This is a genomic window from Aquimarina sp. TRL1 (assembly GCF_013365535.1).
In the GTDB taxonomy this organism is placed as follows: domain Bacteria; phylum Bacteroidota; class Bacteroidia; order Flavobacteriales; family Flavobacteriaceae; genus Aquimarina; species Aquimarina hainanensis.
Window position 1 is genome coordinate 1,837,875 of record NZ_CP053590.1, and the last position, 22,103, is coordinate 1,859,977.

Here is a 22,103-nt window from a genome sequence, read left to right on the forward strand (position 1 = left end):
GGGTATGAAGAAGGTTTATTGAATAATTCCCGCGCAGATTTTTAAACGAATTATTTTTTTTACAGAGGTAGCAACCTGTTTTTTATAAGCAGGATCAGAAAGGGTTTCCTTATAGATATTTTGCATCGTTCGTTCTTCATTTTGAGGCATTAAAATGAGATCACAACCTGCCTTTGATGCTAATAAAGGAGCGTTTTTTAGAATAGTAACCGCTTTCATGATGTTTAGAGCATCAGAAATGATAATCCCTTTGAATCCCATTTCTTCTTTTAATAGTCCGGTTACAATTTTTCGAGAACAGCTAGACGGGATACCATCAGTGGCATATTTGTCATTGTTTTGTATTGTTATATGAGCAATCATGATTGAAAGAACGCCATCTTCAATAATTTTTTTGTAGTTAGCAACCTCTTGTAATGGTCCATCTATATATACACTTCTTTTGTGAGTATCTCCTTTTACCAGTCCATGTCCTGGAAAATGTTTTGCAGTGGCAATAATTCCTTCTTTTTGAGTATGAAGAATAAACCGGTTGGCAAGTGCTACTACAGTGTCTTTATTACTGCCATAACTTCTTGATTTAATTGCTTCATTGGCAGCACTAACATCAAGAACAGGAGCATAGTTATGATGTACACCAATTTCTTTGAGTTCTTTATTAATAGTACTGGTAACCTGATCAGATTGTTCAACTGTTTTGATGTCAATAGTTTTGCCAACATTTTTGGCTCCTTTTATTCTGCTACTGAATAAACTAGGTTCTGCATCCATACTAAATAATAAAGGGATGGAGTTATTTTTTTTGCTGATGCTATTGAGCGTATTGATATGTTGGATATGTTTCTTTTTATAGCCTTTTAAGAAAACGACTCCTCCTATTTTGTTAGCAGAAGCTAACTTATTAACGGTTGCTACAGATTTTCCCAGTTCTCCGGCTGAGGTAATGATCATTTGTGCAATTCGTTCTTGTTCACTTAGACTATTATATACAGAATCTACCTTGGCAGTCAATAAGGAATCTGAGGAATAGAAATCTTGTAGAGAAAACTGCTGTTGGGCAACAATTGATAATGGAAGGAGTAAAGCAATAAGGAATTGAGTGGTTTTTTTCATAATAATATAATAATAGGCTAGAGAATATAAAGGTTATGAGGTAATAGGTACATTAGGTAATTGACCCCATTCACTCCAGGATCCGTCATAAATGACTCCCATAGGATATCCTGCAAGTTGAGAGGCTAATAAAATGATACAAGCTGTAATTCCTGATCCACAACTAAAAATTAATTTCTTATTAGCAATAGGCAGCGAATTAAATAAGGATTGTAATTGAGCTGTTGACAATATCGTTCCATCATCAGATAAGACGCTGGTATAAGGTAAACTAATAGAGTTAGGAATGTGACCTCCTTTTAGATCAGCTCTTGGTTCCGGGGCTGTAGCTTCAAAACGCCCTTTAGAACGAGCGTCTAATATACAGTTGTCTGTATGGTGGATACTATTCATAATATCAGTAACAGAGGCTACGTGTTCAGGGCGGAATGATGTTTTGAAATGAGTAGTAGAAAAATGAGATCTCTTCTCTACAGAGGTTGTAGGGTATCCTGATTTTACCCAAACAGGAAGTCCTCCATCTAAAACAGCTACATTTTCGTGCCCCATTGTTTTGAACATCCACCAAGCCCTGGGACTACTATAAATTCCCAATGTGTCATATATGATTATGGTATGATCAGAGGAAATTCCTAATTCTTCACAACCTTTGGCAAATACCTCTGGCGTTGGAAGCATATTTGGAATTGAATTTGTCTTGTCCGAAAAAGTGTTTTTAATATCGAAAAAACGTGCATTCTTTATCTGAGAAGTAACTGATACATGATCAGATGCAGTTACTTTTTTTATACTGGCATCCAGAATGATAATGTCAGGATGATCTAGGTGTTCTGCTAGCCACGCAGCAGAAACAATAGGAGAAGAAAGCGTAATTTTTTTCATTGTAAAATGTGTTTTTTAAAATAGTCGATTTCTATTTTTCAAATCGATCAAGCATATTCAGTACCTGTTTTCTAAGTTTTTTTCTGAAAAAAGAAGTTCCTCCTAATAGTTTTCCTTTCCACCCTAATGCCTGACCAGCCCAGTTACGGATGTTAAACTCATCATGGTGTTCTATAATTTTGCCGTCCTTAAAAACAAAAGAAGCACGAATTGTATTGGTGACAGCCCGTCCTGTTTTACTAAATGTATATTGCGCTTTCCAATTAGCAGAAGCTTCTTTTTCTGTGGCTTTTACATCAGAAAACTCCACGCGGAGATCCTTTCCGTTTTTGCAAAGCATTCGCCACATCTTTTTTGCCTGTTCTCCTTTAAGCGTTCCAAAAACCGGATCACTAAAAGTAACATTGCTGTGATAACAAGCGTTCATTTTTGTAGCATCACGTTCCTGAAATGCTGTGTAAAAATTCTGAATTAATTCATCCATAACCTTATTCTGTAAGAATCTATAGAAGGTATGAAGATAAGAATAATTAATCCAGTTTATCGGCTAATTTTCTAAAAACCTTACTAGGATCTTTATGATTGTATAGGACGTTATAAACAGCGTCGATAATAGGAGTCCTTGCTCCTTTAGACTCATTGAGCACATAAGCACTTTTAGTTGCGTAAAAACCTTCTGCCACCATATTCATTTCCATTTGAGCACTTTTTACGGTATAGCCTTTCCCAATCATATTTCCAAACATACGATTTCTGGAAAAAACGGAATATCCGGTCACTAATAGATCTCCTAAATAAGCAGAATTGTTAATATTTCGCTTCATTTTATGAACTTTCTTGATAAAGCGTTTCATTTCCCGAATGGCATTACTCATTAATACACTCTGAAAATTATCTCCATACCCTAGTCCATGGGCAATACCTGCAGCAATAGAATATATGTTTTTGAGCATAGCAGCATACTCAGTTCCGATGATGTCATCACTGATTTTACACTTTATATATTCGCTTTCCAAATGAGAAGCCATTAAAGTGGCTTTTTTCTCATCAATACTAGCAATCGTTAGATAGGATAACCGTTCCAGAGCAACTTCTTCTGCATGACAAGGTCCTGTAATCACACCGATGTTATCTAATGGGATGTTATACTCCTGATTAAAATGTTCCCCTACAATCAGCCCTGTTTCAGGGACAATTCCTTTAATTGCAGAAAAAACTATTTTACCTTTTAGATCAGTATTCAGTTTTTTTAATTCACTATATAAAAAAGCGGAAGGGATGGCAAATATCAGATAGTCAGCATAGGCTACCGCTTCATTAATATCATCAGTTAGCTTGAGCTGATGCGTTTTAAATTCTACGGAGCTGAGATAATTAGGATTATGTTGTTGTTTTTTTAGATGCTCTATTGCATAAATACTTCTCATATACCATCCTACTTCTGTAAGATTTTCACAAAGCATTTTTACGATTGCTGTTGCCCAGCTTCCTCCACCGATTACGGCAAATGTTGGTTTTTCTTTCATTCAAGTAATTTTCAATTAACATCCAGTAGTTGATGATTTGGGTTTTCTTAGATGCCTTTGTAGTTCCAAAAAGAGGTTTACACACAAATTAATTGAGTGCTCAAAAGTAAGTAAAATACACTATAAAATAAACTTCTGTATATCAGAGTTTTAATTTTTTGGCATGCGTTTTGGTTCTCTAAAAGCAAATAGTAAACCGATACAATTATGAAAACACTAAAAATACTTTCGGCTTTTATCCTGGGGATATTACTTTTTACTTCATGTACAAGTGAAGTAGTTGTTAACGAGTTTCACGAAGAACCTGTTGTTACTTTAGATGAGGTATTGCATAGCTATGAAATTTGGTATGTAGATATCGAAAGAACACAAGGGAATGGAGAAATTCCATTTTTTCAGCAGGCATTTACTGTGTCTTTTAGAAATGATACATTCTTTGCGAATAACAATTTAGTGGGTATTGGGGATAATGGAAATGGTTTTGGGTTAGACGTCGGTTTTTTTGATGCGTTTGGTACAGAATTAACAATAGATCACGATATTGATGGGGTTTATAATTTGATTATTACTCAATTAGCAGATAATGAGATTCGTGTTCATGATCCCGTGTTAAATACAAGTTATTATTTAATAGGGTATCAAAGAAATACCTTTGACTACGACAGGGTTTTTTATGACAATATTCATTACTTTTTACAAGAATATACCACATGGGAGAAAGTGTATACTAGTGAATTTGGTGTGATTAATGAATTTGATGAAGAGACCTATATTGCTTTTTTACCTTTTGGAGCAGGAGACAATTTCAAGAGTTCTAAAGACCCAAACGGTATGCGAATCCCAAGTATTTTCTATGATTATGAGGGGCATTATGAAATACAAGACGTTTTTAACAACTTAAATAGGAAAATTTTAACACTTGATTATAGCTATCTAGGCAATGAACACTTTGAGTTGTCCGTTATAAACGATAGAAAGATAGAGTTGCTTCACCCCTCTTCAGGAACGGTGTATCATTTTGAAGGAAGAGAATATGTGCAGATAAAAAAGTCTACTCATGGAAAAACAACTCAAAACACAAAGAAAAGAATAAAAAAAGCTGATTTTATGAAGCTTTCAAGATAGTAAGACTTTTGGTTGGTTATTTAGTTGGAAATCGCTCTGCAAGAATTTTCTTGTCTGAGCGATTTCTATTTTTTAGAAGTTTTTGTTTTATTCATTAGAGAGAAAAAATAACCCAATCTAGGTTTTTAACAGATGCTTTTTTTAACGAGTTAATATGAGAACAAGTGCAATGGAGAAAGTTCTCAGGTAATTCCGTAATTTTATACACTAAAATTGCATGATATGGGAATTCAAAAACCATTCAATCTCAATCAATGGATTGAGGAAAACAGAGATACATTAAAGCCTCCCGTAGGAAATAGAAATTTATATAAAGATGCTGGAGACTATATAGTAATGATTGTAGCAGGTCCTAATGCTAGAAAAGATTATCATTATAATGAAACAGAAGAGCTTTTTTATCAGTTAGAAGGAGAGATAGAAGTTCATATTCAGGAAGAAGGAGTAAAAAAAACGATGAAATTAGGACCTGGAGATATGTATTTGCACCCGGCAGGTGTTCCGCATTCACCAGTACGACATGAAGGTTCATTAGGTTTGGTTATCGAAAGAAAACGAGATCATTTAGAAGCAGATGATGGATTGTTATGGTACTGTGATCACTGCAATACCAAGTTGCATGATGTGTATTTCAAATTGAATGATATAGAAAAAGATTTCTTAAAACACTTTAAAGATTTCTATTCTAATAAAGAACTTCGTACCTGTAATAATTGTGGTAAAGAAATGCCGGTAGATAAGCGATTTATCGGGTAATAAAAGAGGGGCTCGTACGAGCCCCTCTTCTTTTTTGTACTATATCCATTTCTATAACTAGGATAAGATTCTTACGGAAGCACTCCCTATTTTTTGAATACTTTTTTTACCGTTGTTTTACCGTTTATTGTAATGGTCAAGAAATATATACCTCTTCGCAAAGAGGCAATGTCAAACTGTTGAGTAAAAACGCCTTTTTTCTGATGCTTGATTTCATCGGAAAGAAGAGAGTCTCCTTCCATATTTTTCAAAGTGAAGGAAACCGTATTATTGGTTTTTTCTGTTTGATAGGTAATCGCTAGTTGCTTGGTGGCCGGATTCGGATAAACATTCAAGTTAATAGCAGGTTTACTGTTTTCTTTGAATATATCCTTTTCTTTTTGACCATATACGATATCAAAACGCTCCCCTCCGATAACACCTCTTTTGTTACTTTGAACTACATCATAAATAAAAGGACGTCGGTATGGAGTGTCTTTGAATAATTTGAATTGCATTTGTAAAGAGAATGTTTCTCCGGGTTTAAGAGGAATTCCCGTCATTACAGCTTTTGGTTCGAAAATTTGAATGGTATTTCTTCCAACAACTTCGATCCCTCTACCATCTCCATAGGCTTTCCAGCGCTCGAATAACTCCGGACTCATTGTGGCAGTAATATTTCCGTGTTTTAAGAAATGGTTGGTCGTATTGGTTCCGTATATTCCATCATAGAAGTTCAGATCAATAATATCTTCTCTTTTAAGATCAGTATTGCGCACATATACATTCGTATAACTTACATTATTCGATGGGTTGGCATCATAAACAGATACATTTTTCCAGGCAACATTATTATTGTTTCTGGTATTACTGTTTACAGATGAGGTTTCTACACCAATCGGGTCTATTTGAGAGATAACTCTGGCGATTAGACAAAAATGATGCTTGTCATAATCAAAATCATTCGGATTTGGAGGATACCATGGAATTTCAATAATAGTTTCATCTCCGGGATTCAAATTCGGAATATTTAATGGAATACTGGTAATTTCATCCCCATGTAATAGATAGGAACCTCCAGGAGTAAAATCATAAAAGTTGATCCAGTTTGTCGGCCATGATAAACCTGTGGATGCCTTGGAGAAATAAACACGTAGTTTCCCATCTGAAATAGGAGCACAACCTCTGTTTTTTACTCGTACATATACTCCATTAGGACTGGTCGTTTTGTACTCCGGGTTTTGATGGCTGGTTCCTCCGTCCATATTTTGACGTACCCAGATATCTCTACTCGTGTACATGGGTCCGCTAAATGGGTTGGGTTCTATTCCAGTGTCACTACTACTGTGATAAGGAGTACGATTATCCATAATGTATAAATCCCCTGTCCCATTTAGGGTAAGTTGATCTCCCAGGTTAACCGGAACCTCATCAAATTGAGGGGTTTCTGGTCTGGAATCTTGTGTTTCTGCGTAATCAAAAGCTTCTCTTTTAGTAACTACCCCATCTGCATTTACATCAGAACCTACAAAAACCCCTGAAGGAAAAGCTTCATTGACAGCAGATGTCCAATAATAGACGAATTCATCCGTATTAATAGTGGGACCTGCCCAGGACAGTTCATCATGTCTGGCAGCTGTAGCAATCACTCGATTTGGTCCGGAAAGGTCATCAATAAACCCTCCACTGTTACATTGTTCCATTACAATAGAAATTTTACCAGCATTTACTTTGTTTACCTCGGTAGCAAATTCATCGTCATTTATAGTCTCTCCCCAAAGGTATAATAAAGTATCCCATGCAGTTGCTCCAGAAGTGTCAACACCTCCATGGTCAGTAGTAAAAATAAAAAGTTCATCATCTTCATCCAGAATTCCAGATAAGGTATTGAATACTGAAGTAATATTCGCATGCGTAGCAGAAAACTGAATGTCATTGTCCCCATCTCCGTCGAGGTCAGGATTAGAATTCGTCCCGTTGGAAATATCAGCTGCAGGATTAGTTCCGTCTGACATCAATGTATAAATATTAGCATCTGCATATCCGTATTTGTTAACCAAAGTTTTGTAAACGAAAGAGCAGTCATTCCAGTATCTTACATGGTTATTCCCCTGATTCCATCCTCCACTGATAATTACTGCATATTTATTAGAAGAAGTACCACAAGGAATATTGTTTACCTGCTTTGCAAAATCTAGAAAGCGTTCCCGGGTTTCTATATGTTTTCTCAATACTTTCATCTCCCGGATCATATCAGGAGGAGTAGTAGCTTTGGTAATTTCATAACGAGCTGTTTCTACATCAAAAAAGATGTATTGAGCAGGGTGTTCCCAGTTAGCATAAGGCGCTTCATCAATAAAAAAGAGCCAGGAATGTGATTTAGGACTCCTAATGGTTTTGTTAAAACTTCGAATGCTGTAGTTAGGAGGGAGAACCTCCTGAGAACCATAAACCCACTGGTTTTTATCTTGTGATATAACTCCTTTTTCCAATAGAATTTCATAAGCTTTTTCCATTGGAATCTGCGACCATATGTGGGCGCTGGTCAAAAAAAGAAATGTGAAAATTACTAGATTTTTCATAATTGTCGGTTTTAATATTAGTGAGTGCAAAGGTTTGTTTTTCAGAAGGATAATGTAAGAGTTGATACCCTGTTTCTAAACAGGTAAATAACTAGGCTACGGTAAGGTCATTCCGTAGAATTAAAACGTATAAAACCAAATCATTTCTTTTTGTGTGAGAATTGTGTGAATTTGATTAAATTTATGAGCTAATGAAAAAAAATAACTTAAAATATCTCTGTAAAAAGAGAAATAGAATTTTCATTACAAAAACACAGTATCTTTACCTTTTTCTTTAAAAAAACAACAATAAAATGGCAGCGATTGCAACAGATTTTGGAATTCAGGAAGCGCTACAACAGTTAGGTGTTTCTGAACAGAATAAAGGAACATCTACCGGAGCAGACTGGTTTTCTTCTGGAGAAGAAATCTTGTCTTATTCACCTGTTGATGGAGCATTGATAGGAAAAGTATTTACCACAACTCAGGAAGATTATGAAAAAGTTATTCAGACAGCAACAACAGCTTTTGCTTCTTGGAGAAAAGTACCGGCGCCTCAGCGAGGAGAAATTGTCAGACAATTTGGAGAAGAGTTAAGAAGATTAAAAGAACCTTTGGGGAAATTAGTCTCTTATGAAATGGGGAAATCCTACCAAGAAGGATTAGGAGAAGTGCAGGAAATGATTGATATCTGTGATTTTGCCGTTGGGTTATCTAGGCAGTTGCATGGATTGACAATGCATTCAGAGCGTCCGGGACATAGAATGTATGAGCAATATCACCCGCTGGGAATTGTAGGGATTATAAGTGCGTTTAACTTTCCGGTAGCTGTATGGTCATGGAATACAGCATTAGCATGGATATGTGGAGATGTATGTGTGTGGAAACCAAGTGAAAAAACACCACTTTGTGGGATTGCCTGTCAGAATATAATAACTAAGGTGTTACAAGAAAACAACCTACCTGAAGGAATCTCCTGTTTAGTTAATGGAGATTATAAGGTTGGAGAAATGATCACTACAGATAAGAGAATTCCTTTAGTTTCAGCTACAGGCTCAACCAGAATGGGGAAGATTGTTGCAAGTACAGTTGGACAACGATTAGGAAAATCATTGTTAGAATTAGGAGGGAATAATGCGATTATTGTGACACCCGATGCAGATATCAAGATGACAGTTATCGGAGCAGTTTTTGGAGCAGTTGGAACAGCAGGTCAGCGATGTACCTCTACACGTAGATTAATAATTCACGAATCTATTTATGACAAAGTGAAAAATGCAGTAGTAGATGCGTATAAGCAATTGAGAATAGGAAACCCGCTAGATGAGAATAATCATGTAGGTCCTCTTATTGATAAAGATGCTGTAAAAGGATATCAGGAAGCGTTACAAAAAGTAGTAGAAGAAGGAGGAAATATTATAGTAGATGGAGGTGTTTTATCAGGAGAAGGTTATGAAAGTGGTTGTTATGTAAAGCCAGCTATTGCAGAAGCAAACAACACTTATGAAATTGTACAACATGAGACCTTCGCTCCGGTATTATATCTGTTGAAATATAGTGGAGAAGTAGAAAATGCTATTGAAATACAAAATGGAGTGACACAAGGACTTTCTTCGGCAATTATGACAAATAACCTTAGAGAGGCAGAACGATTCTTATCAGCAGCAGGTTCTGATTGTGGGATTGCCAATGTAAATATAGGAACCTCAGGAGCTGAAATCGGAGGAGCATTCGGTGGAGAAAAAGATACCGGAGGAGGAAGAGAATCCGGTTCTGATGCCTGGAAAGTCTATATGAGGCGTCAGACAAATACAATAAATTATACTACAGAATTACCCTTAGCACAAGGTATTAAATTCGACCTCTAAGTAGGGAATTCTTAATTTTAAGAGATTAAAAAAGCATCGTTTCAAATAGAAAATTGAAACGATGCTTTTTTTATTTTTTTTACTTAAAAAAAAGAAGAGAGGATGAGTGTTATACATAGATAAACAAAGGGAATATTGTTGATTCACAGGAGGAGAATACTTGTGATATTTGCGGGTTAAGTGTAAAATTTTTGCTAAAAATTAAGACAATTGATATAATTTTAGGTTAAATTTGGATAATTCTCACAAATTAAATTTGAAATTATGAAATTGTCATTACTCTTCACACGAAAGAGTGTTTCAGTTTTTGCAGTGCTGTGTATTGGATATACAGCCGGGGCTCAACAACTGAAGACACAAGCCGATCAGCAACCCATTACAAAGGGGCACTCGCTTTACAAAGCATCTAAACTTTATGACAGTAAATCCGGTCCTGTTGAAACAAAAATCTCCAGAGTAGGAGATAGAGCATTGGACAGGATGGAGTACGAATTCAATCTTTTAAAAAACCCTTACTCCGGAAAAATTCCAAAAGGAATCAAAGATTTAGAAATTGAATTCTCTAAGAAAATCAGTACCGGAGATGATTTTAAGAAATCTGCAGCTTCTATGAAAGGAAGTTTTTCGTATTGGAAAAATCGGGGACCTCATAATGTTGGAGGTAGAACAAGAGCATTAGCAATTGATGCGACGAATGAAAATGTAATTTTTGCAGGAGGGGTTTCTGGAGGACTTTGGCGTTCAACTAACGGAGGAACCACCTGGAAAAAAGTAACACGACCTAGACAATCCCCCAGTATTACCTGTATTGTTCAGGATCCAAGACCGAGAAAACAACATATTTGGTATTATGGGTCAGGAGAAAGATCAGGAAACTCAGCTTCTGGAGGAGGAGCGTTTTATGGAGGGAATGGAGTTTATAAGTCTATGAATGGAGGAAGAACCTGGAGATTACTTCAAGCTACAAATGATGGAGAAATTGGTTCTTTTTCTTCTTTTGATTTGATTAATTCTATTGCAGTAGACCCAACAAACGGAGATCTATATGTAGCAACCTTTGAAGGATTGCACCGTTCTCAGGATGGAGGAAGATCATTTGAAGAAGTGCTAGCAGGAGGTCGTGATAACCGAGTAGAAGTAACGATTTCTTCTACAGGAGTTATCTATGCAACCATCGATTCGGAAGGAGATCCAAACAAAGGATTTTTTACATCTACTGATGGGACAAACTGGACTGATATTACCCCAGAAACAATGCCGGAAACATATGGTAGAACTGTCATGGGGATTGACCCTTCTAATGAAAATACTGTTTACTTTTTCTCACAAACCCCAGCTGGAGCAGGAGAATTATTATTCAAATATGATGCAGGAGCAGGAAGCTGGACTGAGCTTACAGAAAACTTGCCAAATACCATTGGAGGAAGAGCAGGAAACCTGAACTTACAGGGAGGATATAATATGGTTGTAAAAGTACACCCTTCGAATTCTGATATGGTATTTGTAGGAGGAACAAATTTATACAGATCTGAAACAGGATTTACAACTCCTACAGGAAGAGAAGGATGGGTAGCAGGATATACCGCAGCTAGTGATAGTTATGCACTGTATCCAAACCAGCATCCAGATCAGCATGCCTTAGTATTCTATCCGTCGAACCCTGATAAAGTATTGACAGGAAATGATGGAGGAGTTTTTGTTACAGAAGATATAACAGCTACATCTGTAGATCCAGAAGCAGTAGTATGGACTTCATTAAATAACGGATATGTAACTACACAACCATATGCGTTTTCTTTTGATCCAGATGCTAATAGTGATGATATGTTAGCAGGATTTCAGGATAATGGAACCTGGTTTACGAATTCTACGAATCCAACAGAAGCATGGGCAGAAGATTTTGGAGGAGATGGATCTGTGAATGCAATAGCAGACGGAGGAAGAACCAGATATGTTTCTTCGCAATTCGGAAATGTATATCGACTTAATTTTGATGAAGCAGGAGAATATGAATCTTTTACGAGAGTACGTCCCGCAGGAGCAAATGGTCTTGGTTTTGTGGCTCCATTTATTTTGGATCCTAATAATGACAACATTATGTATATGCCTGCAGGAAATATTATCTGGAGAAATAATAATCTGGATGAGATCCCATTATTCTCTAATGCATTGGCAACGGTTAATTGGGTAAGTTTAGCGAATACTGCTGCAGGAGGAACGATCACTGCTCTTGGAGTTTCTAAATATCCAGTAGCAAATCGCCTGTACTATGGAACTAATAATGGGTTTATATACAGAATGGATAATGCTAATATCGATAATCAGGCAGTAGTAGATATCTCCAGTGGAAAAGGGTTACCTCCAGGGCATGTAAGCGATATTACAGTAGATCCATCTAATTCGGATCGATTAATCGTTTCATTTTCTAATTATGGGATACAAAGTTTATTCTTGTCAGATGATGCAGGAGAAACATGGGTGAATATTAGTGGTAATTTAGAGGAAAACCCTGATGGAACAGGAAATGGACCTTCTGTACGAGGAGCGGCATTCTTTGGTAGTAGCCAAGGGTTCTTTGGTACTAAAAGACAAAAAGTATTTGCAGCAACCAGTACAGGGTTATATTATGCAAATAGCTTAAGAGGAGAAAAGACACGATGGATTAAAGAGCCAATAGTTATCGGTAATGCGGTAATTCATCAAGTAAAAACAAGAAAAGATGGTTTTGTTGGTGTAGCTGCACATGGAAACGGACTATTTAGTGCCAGATTTCCTATGATTTTAAATCAGTTGCCAGAATCTACATTAAGCGTTGCATATTTATTACCAGATTTGGACGCAGATGTGAATAGCGAAGATACTGTAATTGATGTGGAAGGACTATTTACACAATCAGCAGGGAATGCTATTTCAATAGAGTTAACAAATTCGAATCCTGATTTAGTAACAGCTACCTTAAGTGGGAATACATTGACACTATCGTATGCAACTGATGGCGTAGGACAGGCATCTATAGGATTGATTGCTACTTCAGGAAAAGAAAAAGTAGCCGAAGGATTTACAGTAAGTGTAAGCAAGCCTGCTTTATATGAGCAGACTGCTGCAGCAATTAATTCAACCCCATCCCAATTATTCCTTGATTTTGGAGGATTGGCACAATCAGCTGATGATTTTGTCGTACCAGAAGGGTATACCTGGAAAGTAGACCGTGTATTAGCATTTGGAGGGGCGAATAATGCTCCGGAATTAACAAATGCGACAGTAGTTATTTATGCGGACAATGGTGGAGTACCAGGAGATGAGGTGTATAATAGTGGTGCACTGGCACCGATTTCAGAGCCTAATGATGCAAACCTGAATCTGTTACTTCCCGAAGAATTGGTATTGGAAAGTGGTAATTACTGGTTATCTGTATATGTAAATCTGACATTTAATCCTGGGGCTACTCAATGGTTCTGGTCTTCTCAGGAAGCAGGAATAGGAGCAGAGTCTCATTTTAAAGATGATTTGAATCTATTTGGAACAGGAGCAACTGACTGGACTTCTCTTTCAGTAGCTTTTGGAAAACCACAATTAGATCAGGTATTCCAGATTTACGGAATTATACAGGAGTCAGGAACTGCTGGAGTTGGACAAGAAGTAGCTAAGGATGAGGCGTTAGTAACATTGGATGCAGAATTAAAAACTGCGATCTGGCCTAACCCTTCTTACAATACATTTATGTTTAATTTCAGAGCGATGGGAGCTCAGAAAAAAGTATCTCTTCACGTATTTGATATTACAGGAAAAATGGTGCATGAAGCTTCTGATATTGATGTGAGATCTGAATATGTTTGGAATGCATCTGATAGACCTGCTGGATTCTATTTTGTGAAAATAGAAGGAGAAGGAATTAGTAAAAACCTAAAGCTTATCAAACGATAAGTAATATATAAGCTTTAAAATAAGAATCTAAAGATTGCCTGGGAATGATTTTTGTAATAATTCATTACAAAAAAGTTACCAGGCAATTTTTTTAATTTAAAAAAAAATAATTGATAAAAATATAGTGATGAGTAAGGTGTTATTTGTGCTTATATGTATCGGATGTATTTCTTGTAAATCACCAGGGATTGCACAAGAAAAAGATGTGAAAAAAGAAAAACCAGCTACGACAGTAAAGAAACCTCAATATATGGGAGAAGAGGAAGCCATTAATCCGGGAACCCTTCTTTTTACAGCGGAATTGATCAGCCTGTCAGAAAACAAAAAAGCAAATGCATGTGCCCAAAAGAATACGACAGTTGCAGTGGTCCGTGTGATTACTCTTATTGGAGCAGGAGCAGGGGTGACTCGTGTGGTAAACCCAGGAGAAGAAATAGCACTGGGAGTAAGTGCTGCATTTTATAAAACAAATAAGGGGGATACAAGTAGAAATAAATTGAAGATTCAGGTGTTGGAGGAAATCTGTTTCACCAATAATCAACCGGGATATAAGGTATTGCGAATTGAATAAAAAAACTTTCTTGCCTTTATAGAGAAAGAAAGCTGTTTAGCTACGCTAAGATAATGGTCAATCTGGGGAAAAGAATTAATAGAAAATGCCAATAGCTTTTTACTATTGGCAATAAGATTTCTTTAGTCTTTTATGTTTTCTATCGTTTTGTTTATAACATAACAGAGATCAGGTCTGAATAAAGGAAAAGGAGGAAGACCAATGGAGTTGCATTCTTTTGAATACCATTCGTTTAAATCGGTTAGTAGTTTTTCTTTTTGAGGGTAATTGAGAGGTTTTTTTCCTGTAATATAATCTCTCAAATCCCAATCGATGTATGTACTTTCATAGGCGTTTTGTATAAGAACACTGAGCTCTTCACAGGACATATTTTCGGCTAACTTTGGTATATGATTGATATCACTTATAGGATTGTCGTTGGAACATCTATCGGCATTTGCCGGCCAGTCTCGTAAATATTCGGCACACGGTAGGATTTTCCAGGTGATTACATCTTTAGTAAAGTGTGTTATCGGATCAGTGTTTCCAAGGGATGCATCTTCGAATCCGCAAATTCTGGGAGAGACTTTGTCTGGAGTTCCTGCTGCAATACCAGAGGTGATTAATTTTCCACTACTATCATACGTACATTGTTGTCCGGGAAATTTTTTTCCATCAGGAATCCATCGAACTTCTGTAGTTGCTCCATAGTGATAATCTTGATTGGCAGCACCGCAATCCTGCCATTGTCCAGGAGGGTTCAAAGTTTTCCCTAAAGAAGATGCATCAAAATAAAAACAAGGGCAATCAGGAAGATATTCATACCATTTTTGAGAGATAGTAAATACGCCACCTTCTGAGGAGGGTTGATTAGGATAATACCAATTTCCAGACAGTTCTTTTTCGTTAGAAAAAGGAACAGTATATTCTCCGTTTAATACGATATTGGATCCGCTTATTAGATGGGGTTCTGTCCAAAAGAGCATATTGTTTTTAAAATGCCCTTCCATCACTGTTACACTATTTCGTAAAGTTGGCCAATAGAGTTCTCCTGAAAAATGACAACCGTCAACATTTTTTACAATCATAATCATCGGGTATTTTCCATAGTTATACTGATGAAATTCTCCAATCCATTCTCCTTTTAAAAACTCCAGATCAATACAGTTTGTAGATACATCATCTTTTTGGCAAGCAAATATGGCTAATAGTAGAATGGATAAGACCAGGTAGGTTTTTTTTATCATGGTTTTCTTTTTTGTTCATTAGTAATAATCTTGCTATGGGATTACTGAGTAAAAACCAAAAATGATCTTAACTGGTTCCATGGTATTTTAGTAGCGGTAAAGGGTAAAAACTACTCTTTTTAAGCTTTAGGGAGGAGCTTTACTTATAAATAACCAAGGAAGGGATTAAGGAAAGTACGGGGCAAAGGTATTCTTTTGAGTAAATGATTACAATAGAGGAAAGTGGGGATTTTTCCCCTTTTTTTGAGCAGATTTTAGGAAGAATATAATTGACCAGTGTTTCTTAGGTGCTATAATCGGATACGAGAGCTTCTAAATAACTCTTAAGAAATACAAATTTCATGTGTTTATCACAGAGAGAAGGTTTCTTGAGTATTATTTAGCTATAGAATAAAAAAGCAAGATAATAGATGTTGAGTTGTAGGTTTATTTTGTTAAATAACTGTTTGTTTCTATATAATCAAAATCTGGGGAATCAGTAAAGAATTGCCGTAATTGCCAAACATGTCCAGCTCCATAAATAAGCAAAAGTCTTTCTTGTTGATCAAAATTAGTAAGATCGTATGCGTTTGCAAAAATTCTTAGGTTTCTACGATACCATCTTCCAACAGAATCTGCTCCTACGTAATGATCTCCAGCTCCTTCTAAAATAGTCTCGGTTAAATAAGCCTGATGATCTTTTAAACGATTTGAAGGGGTATTTATTAAAGTCAGATGTTCTGTTAGTGATTGGGTTGAAGTTAAGGAGTCATGTAGTCTGTATAAAGCGTTGTAGTCATAACGACTTGTTTTATTGTATTGCCCTGTAGATTTGAGATAAGCCTCTCTGTTGTATGAGTCCCAATCTAAATTAGCACCGAACCATTCAGAAGGTGCATCAGTACAATAAATCTTATCATGCTTTAGTTTTTTAGCTAGTTTAAAAGCAATTTGGTATGTCTCATCTCTCTTGCTGGTAATATCATATGAGTCATGTACATATTGTTGGTATTGTTCATTGATGCGATCGTTCATTTTAATACGATCAGATTCGATCAATATTTTTGTTGGGTTGTATTTTGCAATTTTATGTAGTAATATTTCTAATTCTTTCTGTCTGCTTTCTTTTAGAATGTCAAAAGAGTATTGTTTTTTGTAGCTATCCAAATTGGGGTTATTAAAATGAAAGATCCCTAAAATCATCACTTTAGCTTTGTGTTTCCCTATAAAATGTTCTGGCTTTATCACCAAATTTTCTTGTTTTGATGATGTAGATTTTTTGATAGCTCTGTTTTCTTGAGATATACAAGAGAATGGCAAGATTAATAGTGTAATTCCATAAATGAGCTTTTTCATAATACGATATTTCGTTTTCTAAAAGATAAAGAGTTTACCGGATTGTTACAGCTTATAGAGTAAAGAACCGTATTTATGAAATGTGATTGTGAGTGGGTATATAAAGTAACCGGAAGAGAGGTGTTTAATACGTCTCAAAGTTGAACGACAGCCTCTTCTGCCACTGTTCGTTTCAACTTTGAGATCATTTGCTATTGCTACGGGTTATGGGGTAAAATATATTATAAATTTCATTTGTATATGTTTCTTTTTAGAGGCAACTAATGGTACTTACTTTATGTTTCATATACATTGAATATTCTTAAAAATCTTGTTGTAAAAGTAGTAGGAAAGAGAAAAAAAATCGAGATAAGATAGTTTAAAAACAAATCACTGTAGATGAAACTATGAGAAAGTATCGATGAATGGAACTTGATAAAAAACTAATTTTTTAAAAAAAAAGAAAAAACACACACCCTAATTCAGAAAAATAAGCAGTTATGTTTCCAAATTCTTGTTCGTTTATAACAAGGGGTTTGTGTTATATAGACCTGATATAATGATGGTGGGTGATTTTTTTATGTTTCATTTATTGAAAAAACACTACCAGAACCCCAATAACCAGTATTATAAACAAAACGAAGAAAAAGATCTTCCAAAAGGAATAAGGACGTTTCCCTGAGATTGTACCGGTTTGTCCATTGATGAAAAAGTTGTACTTGGTTCCACTATACTGATATGAGCTAACATATACTGGTAATAAAATGTGCTTAAATGTTTCTTCAGATAAATTCATATTTATGTTGTGTACTCGTTGTTCATCTCCTCCAATATCTCTTTTTGCCCAGGAAGTTGCGATTTTTTTAGCTTCTTTGTTAGACTGTAAGTGCCCATCTTTTAGTGATATTGTGTATTTCTCGGTAATAAAACCTGCTAGAAAGCTGCTGTTAAAAGGTTCTAAGGCGTCGAGTTTCCAGTTGGTTATTTTTGCAGGGATTTGATTTCTGTGTTGATTAGAAGCACTGATAAGTGTATCATCGATGAAACCAGTAATAGTCCCTTTTGTAGAAGACCATCTTGTACGGCGTTCACTGCGAGTTTTGGTTACTGTTTTCCCATTTACAGTGGTGGTGTAAGGAACCGTTACATAATAATACGTTCCACGCTGTCCTGTATAAGAGGCATACAGCTGTGCATCAAAAGTCCAATATGGGAGATATAGCCCTTTGGTATATTGAGGATCCAAAGCTGCTTTTTTTAGATTATTAGGGGCAAACCATAAGCCTTTTACCCAATTCATAAAAACCTGATGAGATTTTTTCTGATCGAACTGAAAAGGGAGAATTGCTCCAGGTAATATCCAATCTTCCGTATAGGTGTCTTCTACAATTAATGGCATTGTACAATACACACAATGCAAGGATTTGTAGTTCTCTTCTATATGTTGATTGGCACCACAGTTTTTGCAGTGAAGCATAGTGATCTCTTCTGAGTGAGACTGAGATCCCATTTCATTGAGATATGGCTTAAGCTCTAATTCTTCGAATCCAATTTCTGAAGGGCTGATTTCTTCTTTGTGACCGCAATAATCACAAGTAGTCATGTGGGTACCAGGCTTGTATGTTAATTCGGCTCCACAATTAATACAGGACTTCTTTTGTTCAGAAATCGTTCTTTTTTGTTTTTCCATAGGTATAAAATCCCGGCTTTTGACAGCCGGGAGATTGCGAATGTAATCAAAATGTATTTATGCTCCAGGTAAGGGAGGAGGTGTGTTGCCACCTAAAAATACTTTTAATTCTTCAATATCTTTTAATGCTGCCCAATTAGCCATTCCTTGTTTCCAGATCAGTGTATCTTTATTAATAGTTCGGTTAGCAAATAGCATTTTTAATTGTTCAAAAGGAACGGGTCCTGCTTGTTGTCCGTTAAATGCATAATGATATACCGTTTGAGCAGGCATTGGAGGAGGAGTCGAATGGTTGGCAGCAGTTTGTTGAGGAGTAGTTTGTTGTACTTGTGATGCCATAGGGTTCATCATTCCACCCATTTGTTGCGCCAGTACAAATCCCATTCCCATTCCCATTCCAGCCCCAGCAGTTCCTCCTTCATTTGCAGCAGCAGCTTCGATTGCCTTGGCTGTTTTGAATTTGGTCAACCTGTCCAGATCAATCTTGTCAATACGACTATATTCAAAAATTTCTTTCTTTAATTCTTCCGGCATAGAGACATTTTCTATGTAGAATCGCTCTAAAGTAATTCCTACCAGATTAAATTCAGGTTGCATCACTTCCAGGCAAGTCTCTGATAATTCGCTCGTATTTGCAGCATATAGTTCTATCGGAAGATTAGCTTCTCCAATAGTATCTGTAAAACGAGTAGCGATCAGGCTTTTGAGGTGTTCATTGATCTCAAAATTAGTAAAGTTAGGATGTGTTCCTACTACATCAATAATAAACTTACCAGCATCACTGATTTTAAAAGCATAGGTACCAAAAGCCCTGATTTCTACAAGACCAAACCGATCGTCATTTAATGTAATCGGATTTTTTGTTCCCCATTTTTCATCTGTAAATAAACGTGTATTTACAAAATATACTTCGGCTTTAAACGGGCTGTTGAATCCATATTTCCAACCTTTTATGGTTGTTAATATGGGTAAGTTTTGTGTGTTTAGTGTATATGTTCCCGGAGTAAATACATCGGCAAGTTGCCCTTCACTGATAAAAACAGCAGTTTGCCCCTCTCGAACAATAAGTTGTGCTCCGTTTTTTATCTCGTTCTGATAGCGCTCGAATCTGTGAACAATTGTATTATTGGTGTTGTCTAACCACTCTACAATGTCAATAAATTCATGGCTTAATTTTTTCTTTATTTCGTCAAAAATTCCCATTATGTTCAATAATTATGAATACTAGTTTCTAAAACTACGAAATAGAACCGAAAAAAAACAGTAGGAGGTGTGCCGTTTTGATTTTCGGGGATCTTTCTATACTAATTTCTTCCTTTTTCACCTGGATATAGTTGAAAAACAGGGTCACTCTGCCAATATTCTTTGGTATCTGCATTCAAGATCGTCAAAGGACCTTTAAAGGCAGCTCCGGTGTCGATATTCCAAACAGAGGCAGCCTGAGTTGGAATCGTTTTATTAATGCGAGTTACAGGAGTATGACCGATAAAGATCTCGTCAAAAAGTAATAATCTTTTTGGATAATGTATACTAGACTCGTCCAAATTAGGGTCTAATGCGAGTGCCATTTCCCAAAGAGTACGATCCCAATAAAAATTTTTGGGAAAATATTCCAAGTGAGGTCCTTTTAGATTTGTGAACCCCGCGTGCAAAAACAAACGATTCTTAGCATCAATATGATAATTATTCAGGCGTTCATAAAATTGAATATGTAGGGAGGTTTCTTCTTTGGATAGTGCGTTGTATCCATCCATGGTTACTTTTCCTCCGTGTTGTAACCATTCCGGGAAATACTGTTTTTCTGACAGCCAAGTATAGCAAAGATCGTCGTGATTTCCCCGAATAAAAATACATTGATGTGTTTGTTGCAGCTCAATTAAATAAGAAACGAGTGCTGTGCTGTCACTCCACCCATCTACATAATCCCCTAAAAAAATTAAGGTATCTTCTGGAGTTACTTGTGCTTTTTCTATTACTTGTTTTAGTGCTTTGAGTGCACCGTGAATGTCACCGATGACAAGGGTTCTGTTCATTTGTGTGATTTATTTTGTGTTTGTGGTAAAATCTGATTTCCAGGTATTCCAGTCGTCCAAAAAATAATCTAATATGATGGGGTTGTCCAAGGTATTGATCTTGGTAGCTGCAATAGAAATATCTTTTGGCATTTGAAACGAGGAAACAGCTTGTTTGGTATCTAAAAATTGTAAATTATCGGTAATGGTAAGTTGATCAGGGTCGATATCGTTATTTGCTGCGATATGAAAACCCCAATCTCCAAAGGAAGGAATATATGTATGGTATGTTTTGACAAATGGGAATACAGTATTCAAGGTTCTGTTGATACAGCTGAAAACAGTGTTAGAGAAATAAATTTCACCGGATTGAGTAACAAAAACCCCATCTTTCTTTAAGTTGCGTTTAGCCATTAAAAAAAACTGCTTGCTGTACAATCGAGCAATTGCTTCATTTACCGGATCAGGGAGGTCGGCTATAATAATATCATAAGGTTCCTGGTTGGTGAATAAAAACGTAAATGCATCTTCAGTAATAAGGTTTACTTTTGGGTGGGTTGCAGCATGTTGGTTGATCTGAGTCAGGTGCGGGTTTGTTTTTGCCAGATAAAACATGGTGCTATCAATATCTACAACATCAATCTGAGAAACCAGAGGGTTTTTTAATACCTCCCTGCTTGCCAGATTTTCTCCTCCACCAAGAATCAGTACTTTTTCAGGTCTGGAGTGTGCGGCAAGGGGTATATGAACTAAGCTTTCATGATATCGATGTTCATCTGCAGAAGAAAACTGAATTACCCTATTTAGGTAGAGCCGAACATCCTCCTGCTTTTTGGTTAGTACTATTTTTTGATAAGGTGTCTGAACATTCAGAACAATGGGATGTTTGTATATTTTTTGATCCCATATTTTTAATAACTGCCCTCCAAAGAGCACAAGAGTAAGAAGCAATAGGAGAGCAAAAATTCCAATTAAGGTAGTTGCTATTTTCTTTTTGAAGAAAGTGATATTCAGAAATAATCCCAATAAGATATTGACAATTCCAAAAAGAATAGAAGAGTAAAAAAGACCAACAAAAGGAAGTAAAACAAAAGGAAATAGTAAGGTGGCAATCAGACCCCCTATATAATCTAGTGATAAGACATGAGAGAGATTGCTTTTAAAGTTTTTAGTGCTGGAGGCAAATGTAAGTAAAGGAACTTCCATACCGGTTAATAATCCGATGATGAAAATAATACACAAAATTAATATTTGTAGTACAGTTGTATTAACATTAACAAAAAGAAAATAGAGAAGAGGAACGGAGATCCCTCCAATAAAACCAAGTGCATACTCAATGAGGATAAAGAATTGAAGAGATTGGTTTTTTAGATATTTAGATAAAAAAGCTCCAATCCCCATAGAGAAAAGATAAATACCAATAATAATAGAGAATTGGCGGACACCATCTCCTAGAAAATAGGTGGCAGTCGTACTAATCAGGAGCTCATAAATAATGGAGCATAGTCCGGCAATAAATACGGCTAGGGGTAATAGGATTTTTTTTTTCATATAAA

At 36.2% G+C, this 22,103-nt stretch carries 16 protein-coding genes; 5 read left to right on the plus strand and 11 right to left on the minus strand.

Annotation, left to right across the window (positions count from 1 at the left end; all coding sequences use genetic code 11):
* Positions 1 to 15 precede the first annotated feature (15 nt).
* Genes HN014_RS07440 through HN014_RS07455 form a run of 4 tightly spaced genes read right to left on the minus strand, consistent with a single transcriptional unit; the run spans position 16 to position 3,521 of the window.
* Positions 16 to 1,113: a glycoside hydrolase family 3 N-terminal domain-containing protein gene (locus HN014_RS07440; RefSeq protein ID WP_176028252.1), complete on the minus strand. Its 1,098-nt coding sequence runs from the start codon at positions 1,111 to 1,113 to the stop codon at positions 16 to 18.
* Between the two features lie 33 nt (positions 1,114 to 1,146).
* A complete protein-coding gene (locus HN014_RS07445; protein WP_176028253.1) occupies positions 1,147 to 1,995 on the minus strand; it encodes a sulfurtransferase in 849 nt (282 codons plus the stop codon).
* 31 nt (positions 1,996 to 2,026) lie between these two features.
* A complete protein-coding gene (locus tag HN014_RS07450; protein ID WP_176028254.1) occupies positions 2,027 to 2,479 on the minus strand; it encodes a nuclear transport factor 2 family protein in 453 nt (150 codons plus the stop codon).
* A 46-nt stretch (positions 2,480 to 2,525) separates the two neighbouring features.
* Positions 2,526 to 3,521: an NAD(P)H-dependent glycerol-3-phosphate dehydrogenase gene (locus HN014_RS07455; protein ID WP_176028255.1), complete on the minus strand. Its 996-nt coding sequence runs from the start codon at positions 3,519 to 3,521 to the stop codon at positions 2,526 to 2,528.
* A gap of 207 nt (positions 3,522 to 3,728) precedes the next feature.
* Here HN014_RS07455 and HN014_RS07460 point away from each other — a divergent pair, with 207 nt between their 5' ends.
* Together HN014_RS07460 and HN014_RS07465 are read left to right on the plus strand one after the other, a co-directional pair.
* Positions 3,729 to 4,646, plus strand: coding sequence for a nicotinic acid mononucleotide adenyltransferase (locus HN014_RS07460; RefSeq protein WP_176028256.1), 918 nt, complete (start codon positions 3,729 to 3,731; stop codon positions 4,644 to 4,646).
* A gap of 222 nt (positions 4,647 to 4,868) precedes the next feature.
* Complete coding sequence (locus HN014_RS07465; protein ID WP_176028257.1) at positions 4,869 to 5,402, plus strand: 3-hydroxyanthranilate 3,4-dioxygenase; 534 nt, start codon at positions 4,869 to 4,871, stop codon at positions 5,400 to 5,402.
* An 86-nt stretch (positions 5,403 to 5,488) separates the two neighbouring features.
* Here the strand turns inward: HN014_RS07465 and HN014_RS07470 are convergent, their stop codons facing one another.
* Positions 5,489 to 7,963, minus strand: a complete 2,475-nt coding sequence (locus HN014_RS07470) for a T9SS type A sorting domain-containing protein (protein ID WP_176028258.1) — start codon at positions 7,961 to 7,963, stop codon at positions 5,489 to 5,491.
* A gap of 293 nt (positions 7,964 to 8,256) precedes the next feature.
* On the opposite strand from HN014_RS07470, the gene HN014_RS07475 reads away from it, so the two are divergent.
* The 3 genes from HN014_RS07475 (at position 8,257) to HN014_RS07485 (ending at position 14,305) form a co-directional block, all read left to right on the plus strand.
* Positions 8,257 to 9,810 (plus strand): aldehyde dehydrogenase family protein, encoded by a 1,554-nt coding sequence (locus HN014_RS07475; RefSeq protein ID WP_176028259.1) that lies wholly within the window; start codon positions 8,257 to 8,259, stop codon positions 9,808 to 9,810.
* A 264-nt stretch (positions 9,811 to 10,074) separates the two neighbouring features.
* Complete coding sequence (locus HN014_RS07480) at positions 10,075 to 13,734, plus strand: T9SS type A sorting domain-containing protein (protein ID WP_176028260.1); 3,660 nt, start codon at positions 10,075 to 10,077, stop codon at positions 13,732 to 13,734.
* Positions 13,735 to 13,861: 127 nt separating this feature from the next.
* Complete coding sequence (locus tag HN014_RS07485; protein WP_176028261.1) at positions 13,862 to 14,305, plus strand: hypothetical protein; 444 nt, start codon at positions 13,862 to 13,864, stop codon at positions 14,303 to 14,305.
* A gap of 122 nt (positions 14,306 to 14,427) precedes the next feature.
* On the opposite strand, the gene HN014_RS07490 is transcribed toward HN014_RS07485, so the two are convergent.
* The 6 genes from HN014_RS07490 to HN014_RS07515 form a co-directional block, all read right to left on the minus strand.
* Positions 14,428 to 15,531 (minus strand): hypothetical protein, encoded by a 1,104-nt coding sequence (locus HN014_RS07490; RefSeq protein ID WP_176028262.1) that lies wholly within the window; start codon positions 15,529 to 15,531, stop codon positions 14,428 to 14,430.
* A gap of 426 nt (positions 15,532 to 15,957) precedes the next feature.
* Positions 15,958 to 16,866 (minus strand): DUF5694 domain-containing protein, encoded by a 909-nt coding sequence (locus tag HN014_RS07495; RefSeq protein ID WP_176028263.1) that lies wholly within the window; start codon positions 16,864 to 16,866, stop codon positions 15,958 to 15,960.
* Positions 16,867 to 17,434: 568 nt separating this feature from the next.
* Positions 17,435 to 18,535, minus strand: coding sequence for a DNA helicase PriA (locus HN014_RS07500; protein WP_176028264.1), 1,101 nt, complete (start codon positions 18,533 to 18,535; stop codon positions 17,435 to 17,437).
* Positions 18,536 to 18,592: 57 nt separating this feature from the next.
* Complete coding sequence (locus HN014_RS07505) at positions 18,593 to 19,738, minus strand: SPFH domain-containing protein (protein WP_176028265.1); 1,146 nt, start codon at positions 19,736 to 19,738, stop codon at positions 18,593 to 18,595.
* 101 nt (positions 19,739 to 19,839) lie between these two features.
* Positions 19,840 to 20,568, minus strand: a complete 729-nt coding sequence (locus HN014_RS07510) for a metallophosphoesterase (protein WP_176028266.1) — start codon at positions 20,566 to 20,568, stop codon at positions 19,840 to 19,842.
* A gap of 9 nt (positions 20,569 to 20,577) precedes the next feature.
* Entirely contained in the window at positions 20,578 to 22,098 is a 1,521-nt protein-coding gene (locus HN014_RS07515; protein WP_176028267.1) for a polyamine aminopropyltransferase, read from the minus strand.
* Between the last annotated feature and the right edge of the window lie 5 nt (positions 22,099 to 22,103).

What these genes read in the sequence shown, in the direction of transcription:
- HN014_RS07440 (WP_176028252.1), bottom strand. Translation starts at nt 1,113, where the DNA reads ATGAAAAAAACCACTCAATTCCTTATTGCTTTACTCCTTCCATTATCA.
- HN014_RS07445 (WP_176028253.1), bottom strand. Translation starts at nt 1,995, where the DNA reads ATGAAAAAAATTACGCTTTCTTCTCCTATTGTTTCTGCTGCGTGGCTA.
- HN014_RS07450 (WP_176028254.1), bottom strand. Translation starts at nt 2,479, where the DNA reads ATGGATGAATTAATTCAGAATTTTTACACAGCATTTCAGGAACGTGAT.
- HN014_RS07455 (WP_176028255.1), bottom strand. Translation starts at nt 3,521, where the DNA reads ATGAAAGAAAAACCAACATTTGCCGTAATCGGTGGAGGAAGCTGGGCA.
- HN014_RS07460 (WP_176028256.1), top strand. Translation starts at nt 3,729, where the DNA reads ATGAAAACACTAAAAATACTTTCGGCTTTTATCCTGGGGATATTACTT.
- HN014_RS07465 (WP_176028257.1), top strand. Translation starts at nt 4,869, where the DNA reads ATGGGAATTCAAAAACCATTCAATCTCAATCAATGGATTGAGGAAAAC.
- HN014_RS07470 (WP_176028258.1), bottom strand. Translation starts at nt 7,963, where the DNA reads ATGAAAAATCTAGTAATTTTCACATTTCTTTTTTTGACCAGCGCCCAC.
- HN014_RS07475 (WP_176028259.1), top strand. Translation starts at nt 8,257, where the DNA reads ATGGCAGCGATTGCAACAGATTTTGGAATTCAGGAAGCGCTACAACAG.
- HN014_RS07480 (WP_176028260.1), top strand. Translation starts at nt 10,075, where the DNA reads ATGAAATTGTCATTACTCTTCACACGAAAGAGTGTTTCAGTTTTTGCA.
- HN014_RS07485 (WP_176028261.1), top strand. Translation starts at nt 13,862, where the DNA reads ATGAGTAAGGTGTTATTTGTGCTTATATGTATCGGATGTATTTCTTGT.
- HN014_RS07490 (WP_176028262.1), bottom strand. Translation starts at nt 15,531, where the DNA reads ATGATAAAAAAAACCTACCTGGTCTTATCCATTCTACTATTAGCCATA.
- HN014_RS07495 (WP_176028263.1), bottom strand. Translation starts at nt 16,866, where the DNA reads ATGAAAAAGCTCATTTATGGAATTACACTATTAATCTTGCCATTCTCT.
- HN014_RS07500 (WP_176028264.1), bottom strand. Translation starts at nt 18,535, where the DNA reads ATGGAAAAACAAAAAAGAACGATTTCTGAACAAAAGAAGTCCTGTATT.
- HN014_RS07505 (WP_176028265.1), bottom strand. Translation starts at nt 19,738, where the DNA reads ATGGGAATTTTTGACGAAATAAAGAAAAAATTAAGCCATGAATTTATT.
- HN014_RS07510 (WP_176028266.1), bottom strand. Translation starts at nt 20,568, where the DNA reads ATGAACAGAACCCTTGTCATCGGTGACATTCACGGTGCACTCAAAGCA.
- HN014_RS07515 (WP_176028267.1), bottom strand. Translation starts at nt 22,098, where the DNA reads ATGAAAAAAAAAATCCTATTACCCCTAGCCGTATTTATTGCCGGACTA.